This window comes from Streptomyces sp. NPDC046881, assembly GCF_040645015.1.
GTDB lineage: Bacteria > Actinomycetota > Actinomycetes > Streptomycetales > Streptomycetaceae > Streptomyces.
The window spans coordinates 23,864-29,987 of sequence record NZ_JBEYXJ010000102.1 but is presented as its reverse complement, the minus strand read 5'-3'; the positions used below and the strand labels follow the sequence as shown (position 1 = coordinate 29,987).

Below are 6,124 nucleotides of genomic sequence, written 5' to 3'. Positions count from 1 at the left end.
GCCGGGCACGCGCCCGGCCCCCGTGGTGTGCAGCCGTTCGGAGTCTGCCGTTCAGTGCGGCCGGGGGCGGTTCACAGCCATGGGGTGGGCCGGGTGCCGGCACGGGGCCGGGGGCGGGCCGCCCGGCACAGCAACCGGAACGCCTGGAGGAGGGTCAGCGGCCACAGCAGCGCGAAGCACCACAGCAGCGCGGGCTCCGAGGTGCGGATCCCCATGACGGCGACGAACGCCGAAGCGGCCGTCAGCAGGAGTACCGACGCCGGAAGCCACGTCCGCTCCCGGGCAGCGCCCATGTGGCGTGCGAACCGCCGGTCCTGCCGGAGGTTCGCCTCGATCTGCAACAGCGCGAGCCGCTCACGCGGTGACAGCCGTACGTCGTCGTGCATGTCCCACATCTCCCAGTCGTCCACGGCAACGGCACCTCCTCCGCCGACCGGCGGACTCCGTCCCGCAGCACCGGGTTCCCCGCGCGGCCCGGCCGAAGCGGAACCCCCGCCGAGGGGAGCGGTGTGCGTCGGGGGCGCCGGTCGTGGGTTCCGCCGCCCCCTGCCGCTCAGCCGAGTGCCCTGACCGCCTGGTAGTAGGTCCATGCCGTGCTGTCGCACGCGGTCTTCGTGGCGCCGGAGTAGTTGACGCAGACGCGCTTGAGGTCTTCGTGGAGGGCGCTGTCCAGTCGCGCCTTGTTGGCGCTGAAGGTGCCCGCCGCCTTGTAGTTGCGGTAGCCGAAGTCATGGCGGGCGCAGGACGTGGCGAAGGGGAAGCCGAAGGGGTTGTCCGGCGAGGAGGAGCAGTAGTCGGTCGACCAGTCGAAGGCGTACGCGGACCAGGCGGCCTGGTCGGCCCGGGCGGCGGCCCACAGGTTGTGGCTGGACGCGCTGGTCTGGGTCCAACTCGCCAGGACCTGTGGCTTGTCGGCGGGTGCCGCGTCGGCGGCGGTGGCTCCGCCGACCGTGGTGATCACGGCGAGAGCGGTGGCGGACAGGCCGACGGACAGTCTTCGGTGCATCCCACACCTCCATGAGACTGTGGCCCACCCCGCGAGCCACAGGTACATGACAAGAAGATTGACGGCTCAACGGTACGCGTGCGAAACGGGAGTTGATGCGAGCCGTCGAACCTTGGCTGGATTCGGATGCACCGCAGGAGGTGAGCGCCCGAGCCGCAGGAGCGCGCACCTGCTGCGCCCGGCTGGCGCGCCCCTGCGTCCGGCGTGACGATGTGAAAGGGAATCAGCCACTCCATCCACGACGCGGAGAGGGGCTCACATGTACGGGCACGTGCGCACGATCATGGAAAGAGAGCCCATTCCCATGATCAAGGTGAGCGTCTATCGACCTGATCTGACGCTCATCGATCACACATACACCAACGACGACGGTCACTACAGCGTGGACGTTCCGGCCGGTGAACTGGTCACCGTGCGGTTCGACACCCACCACACGCTGGTCAACGCGCGGAGATGGCAGCCCTCGCTGGTCGCCAACGTGCCGGCCGACGACCACACGGCCCTCGACCGCTACCTGCTCCCCGTCGGTGATTTCGCCGATACGGCGACGGGCGTGGACGTCCTCGCGGCCTTCCTGCTCGCCACGGCGTCCCATGAGGATGCCGACGGCGACGCCCCGGAGGAGAGCTACGCGTCCGCCGCCCGGGCCCGGCTGTCCCAGATCAAGGAGAACACCCCGTTCCTCGACGACGTCCGGCAGGTGCTCGTCCGGTACTTCGAGCACGGCCCCGCCTGAGCGGCGGCACACCCTCCGTCGACGTACCGCTACACCTCGTGAGGCCGTGCGGCTACAGGTGTCCTTCCCTGCCGCAAGGTCGATACTTCCAAGTAGACGGGAAGCCCCGGATACGAGGAGACACCCATGAGGATGCTGATCAACGTGCCGGAGACCGTGGTGGCGGACGCGCTGCGCGGCCTGGCGGCCGCGCATCCCGACCTGAACGTGGACGTGGAGAACCGGGTGATCGTCCGCCGCGACGCCCCCGTGTCCGGCCAGGTCGCGCTGATCTCGGGCGGCGGCTCCGGGCACGAGCCGCTGCACGGCGGGTTCGTCGGACCGGGCATGCTCTCCGCCGCCTGCCCCGGAGAGGTCTTCACCTCGCCGGTGCCGGACCAGATGGCGCGCGCCGCGGCCGCCGTGCACAGCGGGTCGGGCGTCCTGTTCATCGTGAAGAACTACACCGGGGACGTGCTGAACTTCGACATGGCGGCCGAGCTGGCCGAGGACGAGGGCATCCAGGTCGCCAAGGTGCTCGTCAACGACGACGTCGCGGTCACCGACAGCCTGTACACGGCCGGCCGGCGCGGTACCGGCGCGACGCTGTTCGTGGAGAAGATCGCGGGTGCCGCCGCGGCCGAGGGGCAGCCGCTGGAGCGCGTGGCGGCCGTCGGCCGCCAGGTCAACGAGAACTCCCGCAGTTTCGGCGTGGCCCTGAGCGCCTGTACGACCCCGGCGAAGGGCAGCCCGACCTTCGATCTGCCGGACGGCGAACTGGAGTTGGGCATCGGCATCCACGGCGAGCCGGGCCGGGAGCGGCGGCCGATGATGACCTCCGGGGAGATCGCCGACTTCGCGGTGAACGCGATCCTGGAGGACATGCCGCCGCGCAGCCCCGTCCTGGTCCTGGTCAACGGCATGGGCGCGACCCCGCTGTTGGAGCTGTACGGCTTCAACGCCGAGGTGCAGCGGGTGCTCCGGGAACGCGGTGTCCCCGTGGCCCGTACCCTCGTCGGCAACTACGTCACGTCCCTGGACATGGCGGGCGCCTCGGTGACGCTGTGCCAGGTGGACGAGGAACTGCTGCGGCTGTGGGACGCGCCGGTGAACACCCCGGCGCTGCGCTGGGGGATGTGATACGGCGGAGCAGGCGGCCCTCGGTCCGGCCGCACGGTCAACAGCCCTCTGACGCAAGGAGTTCCAGTGCTCGACGCCGATTTCTTCCGCCGTTGGATGACGGCGGCCGCCGCGTCCGTCGACCGCGAGGCGGAACGGCTCACCGCCCTCGACTCGGCCATCGGGGACGCCGACCACGGCAGCAATCTGCAGCGCGGGTTCACGGCCGTGGCGGCCGCCCTGGAGAAGGAGGCGCCCGACACCCCGGGGGCCGTCCTGACCCTGGCCGGACGGCAGTTGATCTCGACGGTCGGGGGTGCCTCCGGACCGCTGTACGGCACCCTGCTGCGCCGGACCGGCAAGGCGCTCGGGGATGCCGCCGAGGTCGGCGTGGAGCAGCTGGCCGCGGCGCTGCGCGAGGGCGTGGACGGGGTGATGAAGCTCGGCGGGGCGGCACCCGGCGACAAGACCATGATCGACGCGCTGGTGCCGGCCGTGGACGCGCTCGGCTCCGGGTTCGCCGCCGCGCGGGCGGCCGCCGAGGAGGGTGCGCTGGCCACCACGCCGTTGCAGGCCCGCAAGGGCCGGGCGAGCTACCTGGGCGAGCGCAGCATCGGCCACCAGGACCCGGGGGCGACCTCGTCGGCGCTGCTGATCGCCGCGCTGGCCGACACGGCGGGGGCGGACGGTGAGTGAGGAGAAACCGGTCGGGATCGTGCTGGTGTCGCACAGCGCGGAGGTGGCCGCCGCGGTCGCCGAGCTGGCGAAGGGCCTGGCGGGCGGGGCGAGCGCCGTGCCCGTCGCGCCGGCCGGCGGCACCGAGGGCGGCGGGCTCGGCACCAGCGCCGAACTGATCTCCGCCGCGGCGGCCTCGGTGGACCGGGGGGCCGGGGTGGCGCTCCTCACCGACCTGGGCAGCGCGGTGCTCACGGTGAAGGCGCTGCTCGCCGAGGGCGACGAACTGCCGGACGGCGCACGCCTGGTGGACGCTCCGTTCCTCGAGGGCGCGGTGGCCGCCGTGGTCACCGCCGCGACGGGTGCCGACCTGGACGCGGTGGAGGCCGCGGCGGTGGAGGCGTACGGCTACCGGAAGGTGTGAGGGTTTCCCGGGCGGGGCCGGTCAGTTGTTCCTGACGAAGAGCCTGGCCAGCCGCTCCCCCTCGGTGACCGCCGCCGCGTGGTTCTCGATGGGGCTGATCCGGGAGTCGCGGAAGACGATGTAGGTCACGCCCGAGGGCACCCCGCCGACCTGCGGGTCGGGGTCGATGCCGAGGCCGGCCGCGGTGGCGTAGGAGGCCTCGCCGATGATGTCGCTCGGGCCGGTGTCGCCGACGACCGCGTACTGCACCCGGTCGCCGTGGACGACGGCGGCCACCGAGCCGCCCTGCACGCCGTAGGCGCGGTAGTCCCACCGGGAGCTGGGCGCCGGGACGACGACGTAGGGCAGGGTCTCGGCGCTCAGGTAGCGGCCGTCGGACTGCTGGAAGGCCGTCATGGCGGCGAACGTCGGGTCGGTGCTGCTGTTGCAGTGGATGGTGGGCCGGCCGTCGCAGTCGACGTCCAGGTCGGCCTTCCAGAAGACGGCGTCGCGGGTGCCGCACACGGGGACGGTCGCCGGATCGCCGGCGTCGGTGCGGTAGCGGCTCTTGGACAGCTCGGTGCAGGTGCCTGCCCGGGCCAGCAGGTCGGCGGCGGTGACCGCGCCCTCGCCGCGGGGCGGGACGGCGGTGGCGGTGAGGGCGGTGGCCGCGGCGGGCAGTGCCGCCGGGGCGAGGAGTGCTGCACCGGCCGCGGCCAGTGTCAGCGACGGGAAACGCACGATGAGGGACCCTCTCGTCGGAGACGTGGGGAACAACCAGCCCACTGTGCGGCCGGTCCGGGCGCCCGGCCACGGGGTCCGCCGCGAAGGGGCCGGATGGAGCACGCCCCTGACACCCCGTAAGGGGACAGAGCGGCGAGATGGGGTCGAGTGAGGCCGGAAGCGGGGACAACAGGGGCCGGGGGTCCGGCCCGTGTTCTGCCCGGACCCCCCGGCCACCCGCGCCGGCGCGGGATCGGCGACGACAGCGTGTCCGCGCCACTGACATGAACTTCCCTGCCCTCTCGGGTAGTTCAGCCGTAAGGAGGCTCAGCATACGTAACGCCCGGGGACGGTCACCACTGCGGCCCCCTTGCTGCGGCCACACCCGCCGGGCCATATTGGTCCGGACCTTTACGTGATGCCGAGGCCGTCGGGGGGCAGAACCGTGCGAGGCGTTCCCGTTCCGCTCGTCCTGCTGTGCGGGTCGCTGCTGCTGGTGGCCTCGTGCGGCTGGAGCCGGGCCGACGACGGCGGCGAGGGCCGGGTGCCCGGCGCTCCGGCCGGGGTCACCGCGGCGGCGGGCAGCGCCACGAGCGTGCACGTGATGTGGAACGCGGCGCCGCAGGCCTCCGGGGTCCGCACGTACGAGGTCTATCGCGACACCACGAAGGTGACCGAAGTACCGGGTTGGCAGCACATGGTGGACGTCACCAGGCTCAGGCCGTCGACCATGTACGCCTTCACCGTGCGGGCCCGGGACACCGCGGGCCGGCTGGGCCCGCCCAGCCGGGCGGTACGCGCCCGGACGCCGGCCACGACGGCGGCGGACCGCTCGGCACCGACCCGGCCCCCGACGACCGGGGGACGGGCCGTGGGCAGCCGCGCGGTCCAGTTGGCCTGGGGCGCGTCCCGGGACGACCGGGGCGTGCTGTCGTACGACGTCTACCAGGGCGGGGTGAAGATCCACAGCGTGGGCGGGAACCAGACCGCCACCGTCGTCACCGGACTGCGCCCCGGCGGCCGGTACGTCTTCACGGTCCGGGCCCGGGACGCCGCCGACAACCTCTCCCCCGCCGGGCCCCCGGTCCGCCTCACCACGCCGGGCAGCGACGACGGCCGCGGTACCGCGCCCACCGCTTTCACCGCCGCCACCCACCGCTCGGGCGGTGCCTACTACATCGACCTGTCCTGGGACCCGCCGCGCACGGACGGTGTGATCACCGAGTACCTGATCCAGCTGGACGGCACCGCGGCCACCTCGCTGGTCTGGGGCGGCACACCGCCGCGCGGCCGGGCCCGGCACAGCTTCTACGCCGGCACCGCCGCCGGGGAGGAACACCGGGTACGGCTGCGGGCGCGGCTGCCGGACGGCACCTGGGGCGGCTGGTCGGCGGAGCGGAAGGTGACCACGGGCGGCTGACCGGAACACCGGCCCGGCGGGTCCCCCGGTGCGCCGGACGGAGGAATCCGTCACCCGACCGGG

General features: G+C 73.1%; 8 protein-coding genes. 5 read left to right on the top strand and 3 right to left on the bottom strand.

What is annotated here, in order from left to right:
* Window positions 1-71: 71 nt before the first annotated feature.
* Both ABZ923_RS33100 and ABZ923_RS33095 read right to left on the bottom strand, forming a co-directional pair.
* A complete protein-coding gene (locus ABZ923_RS33100; protein ID WP_361479266.1) occupies window positions 72-410 on the bottom strand; it encodes a DUF3040 domain-containing protein in 339 nt (112 codons plus the stop codon).
* 143 nt (window positions 411-553) lie between these two features.
* A complete protein-coding gene (locus ABZ923_RS33095; protein ID WP_361479263.1) occupies window positions 554-1,006 on the bottom strand; it encodes a phospholipase in 453 nt (150 codons plus the stop codon).
* 304 nt (window positions 1,007-1,310) lie between these two features.
* Here ABZ923_RS33095 and ABZ923_RS33090 point away from each other — a divergent pair, with 304 nt between their 5' ends.
* From ABZ923_RS33090 to ABZ923_RS33075, 4 genes are all read left to right on the top strand, one after another.
* The gene (locus tag ABZ923_RS33090; RefSeq protein WP_361479260.1) at window positions 1,311-1,742 is read left to right on the top strand and encodes a carboxypeptidase regulatory-like domain-containing protein; all 432 of its coding nucleotides are present in this window, start codon (window positions 1,311-1,313) and stop codon (window positions 1,740-1,742) included.
* Window positions 1,743-1,868: 126 nt separating this feature from the next.
* Window positions 1,869-2,861, top strand: coding sequence for a dihydroxyacetone kinase subunit DhaK (gene dhaK / locus ABZ923_RS33085; RefSeq protein WP_361479257.1), 993 nt, complete (start codon window positions 1,869-1,871; stop codon window positions 2,859-2,861).
* Window positions 2,862-2,927: 66 nt separating this feature from the next.
* On the top strand, window positions 2,928-3,536 hold the full coding sequence (dhaL, locus tag ABZ923_RS33080; protein ID WP_361479254.1) for a dihydroxyacetone kinase subunit DhaL: 609 nt from the start codon (window positions 2,928-2,930) through the stop codon (window positions 3,534-3,536).
* On the top strand, window positions 3,529-3,939 hold the full coding sequence (locus ABZ923_RS33075) for a PTS fructose transporter subunit IIA (RefSeq protein WP_361479251.1): 411 nt from the start codon (window positions 3,529-3,531) through the stop codon (window positions 3,937-3,939). Before dhaL ends, ABZ923_RS33075 begins: the two co-directional genes overlap by 8 nt.
* 21 nt (window positions 3,940-3,960) lie before the next feature.
* Here the strand turns inward: ABZ923_RS33075 and ABZ923_RS33070 are convergent, their stop codons facing one another.
* A complete protein-coding gene (locus ABZ923_RS33070; protein WP_361479248.1) occupies window positions 3,961-4,659 on the bottom strand; it encodes a glycoside hydrolase family 75 protein in 699 nt (232 codons plus the stop codon).
* A gap of 427 nt (window positions 4,660-5,086) precedes the next feature.
* Here ABZ923_RS33070 and ABZ923_RS33065 point away from each other — a divergent pair, with 427 nt between their 5' ends.
* The gene (locus ABZ923_RS33065; RefSeq protein WP_361479245.1) at window positions 5,087-6,061 is read left to right on the top strand and encodes a fibronectin type III domain-containing protein; all 975 of its coding nucleotides are present in this window, start codon (window positions 5,087-5,089) and stop codon (window positions 6,059-6,061) included.
* Window positions 6,062-6,124: the final 63 nt, after the last annotated feature.